The 2,759-nt window shown below is 43.3% G+C and carries 3 protein-coding genes; all 3 read right to left on the minus strand.

Annotated features, from left to right (window positions below):
* Window positions 1-991 (minus strand): winged helix DNA-binding domain-containing protein (locus V7Q33_RS23325; protein WP_333821491.1); only part of this gene is annotated, 991 nt, incomplete at its 3' end.
* A gap of 1 nt (window position 992) precedes the next feature.
* Entirely contained in the window at window positions 993-2,174 is a 1,182-nt protein-coding gene (locus V7Q33_RS23330) for an epoxide hydrolase family protein (protein ID WP_333821492.1), read from the minus strand.
* Between the two features lie 72 nt (window positions 2,175-2,246).
* On the minus strand, window positions 2,247-2,759 hold a 513-nt coding region (locus V7Q33_RS23335; protein WP_333821493.1), incomplete at its 5' end, for a Crp/Fnr family transcriptional regulator.

Genomic DNA, 2,759 nt, shown 5'->3' on the forward strand with positions numbered 1-2,759 from the left:
TATACTTTTTGTTGCCGTCTATAAATTCAATTTCTACAAAGGGTTCCTTTTTTACCTTTTTCCACGTACCTGCTATCGTGTTGTTGAATAGTACCAACGGCTTGAATATACCGTTGCCTATAAATGATTTATCGATGTCGGCAGGGAATGCTATATCTCTGCCTTCCGTATAGCCGACCATATACTCATCGTAAGAAGGAAGTAGCGCTGTTACTTTCTTCTTATCATGTTGTGTATTTTCAAAGTATAAATAATTCAATCCATCCACGGAAGTGCTCTTGAGGTCAGAGCCTAACCCTGATATTCCGAATGCCGTGTCTGTCATGCTCAAACCACTCCACCACGCAAAGTCTTTGGCAGTAGCAGGTCCTCGCGATTTGAAATATACCGATGCAAGTTTTATAAGCGCATCTTTACGGGATATAGTCTCTGAAAGCGGAACTCTTCTGTCGAAGAGTGCATAGGTAACTTTGTTGTCCTTTCTTTCGCCATTGCAGATGCGCATTTCCAATTCGGCCCGTATTAATATCTGTGTTGCCAGTAAACCTTCTACTTCGATTTTCTTTTTGGCAAGCCGATCGGTTAAATCTTCTTTTGTAAGGTTGTTGTCGCGGTTCAATTCAGTCTCTATTACCTTCCATGCTTTTTTAAAGATATCATCCGTAAGGCCAACCTGTTTGTCTACATATTGCGTGGCTTTCTTTACGTTGGGTGCTGATAGTTCCATCATCCAACGGACATCGTTAACGTGAACAAAATGCCATGTTGGTCGGAGTATATGCGTGCGGATAATTTCGCCAGCCTGTATACTCATCTCTATTGCTGCATCGGAAGCGTTTTGCATGCGCATACCAACAGCCCACTTCGCCATGGAATAATCCTGCGATTGCATGGCTCCGAAATGAGAGACAACATCTGCGCAAGTGTTAAACTCCGCAGATGTTAATCCCTGGTTGGCCAATCGTAATGCTATCAATTCTTTTGCATTCATACTAAGCTGTCTGTTGAGCAAAAACCTGGCGAAGGTCGTTCACGAATAAATCCGGAACTTCCATGGCAGGGAAATGACCACCTTTATTGTGAAATATATAGTGATCAGGTTCACCTGTAAAAGACATCAGCTTTTTAAAGAGCGATTTATCTTCAATCTTTGCATACACAGTCATGGCTGCGGGTACTTTGGGTGGTGTCCACTGGCTGGCTTCTGGCGAGGCGCCATCATCAGATCCCCAGTTAAAAGCCATGCTCATATTCTCGTATAGTATCTCGGCACTGGAGGCACCAATTTTATTGAACCAATATAATGATACATTGGTGAGAATCTGATCGATAGGGATTGCATCTTCCGGCAATTCCTTTTCTTCGTCAGTCCACTCTTTGTACTTTTCAATCATCCAACCCAATTGTGCCACCGGACTATCAGACAACGCATAAGCCACTGTTTGTGGTCTTGTCGATTGTATTTCAAGATACGCTGTTCCGTTCTTTTTATACGCTTTCATGCGCTCGAGTCTTGGCTTTTCTTCCTCCGATAAAAATGAAGTATCCGATGGAAACATACCGAGGCCTGCTACGGAATAGAAGTCAGTATTCACGTGTGTACCGATAAGTTTATGCGCTGCCAATGCCGACATGATACTGGTTATGCCGGCACCCATATCGCCACCCTGCACCGCGAACCGGGCATAACCTAATTGTTCCATCAAGGTGCTGAACGCTGCAGCAATGCGAAACATATTCCAGCCTTTCTCTTTCACGGGAGTTGAAAAACCGAAGCCGGGAATGGAAGGTATCACTACATGAAAGCTCATGTCATTCTCGTTGCCCGGATTGGTAAGCGGTTCAATTACGTTGATGAAGTCTGCGAAGGAACCCGGCCATCCGTGTATCAACATCAGTGGTGTAGCATTGGCATTGCCGGATTTTATATGAAGGAAGTGAATGTTCTGACCATCAATTTCGGTGATGAACTGAGGATACTTGTTGAGCTGTGCTTCCTGCTTTTTCCAGTCAAATGTAGTGAGCCAGTAATCGGCCAGCTTTTTTAAATAATCAGTTGGTGCACCTTTTTTCCATCCTTCATTGATCATTTCGTTGGGCCAACGCGTTTTGATCAGTCGTTCGTTCAGATCGTTGATTTCGTTCTGGGAGATTTGAATTTTATATTGTTTCATCGCTTTTGGGTTTTGTTAAGACAAAGTTGGCTTGCGATACCCCCGTGGAGCGATAACAATTGTTAATAAATACTATCTCCTGTTCCTGATCCGGCTTAACGAAACGGAAGTAATGCCTAAAAACGATGCGATATAGTGTTGAGGCACCCGTTGCAGTATATGCGGACTTTGTTTTACCAACTCGTTATACCTTTCCTCAGGACTGTTTTTAATTCGGGAGAGAAACAGCTTTTGGTAGTACATTAATCGCTCGAAGGTTTGTTGCTCCAGCTCCTGCTTGATAAGCGGTGAACTTTCGATCATGGTGAAGTAATCCTTCTTGCTTAGTATGTGAAGTATGGAAGGTTCGATTGTCTCAATGGAAAATAAACTCGGCTCTTCATTCCGAAAGCTCTCCGCAGACGACACACCTTCACCTTCGAAAAAGAACTGAAACGTTATATCCTTTCCATCCTTGTTAAATGATAGTCGTATACAACCTTTTTCGATGTAAAACATTCGTTCTGAAATCTGACCTTCCTTCAACAGAATTGTTTTGGCGGGCAGCTCTTCGCGCTTAAAGAAATGTCTGAACCGTTCCCATTC

The organism is Ohtaekwangia sp. (assembly GCF_036786105.1).
GTDB lineage: Bacteria > Bacteroidota > Bacteroidia > Cytophagales > Cyclobacteriaceae > Ohtaekwangia.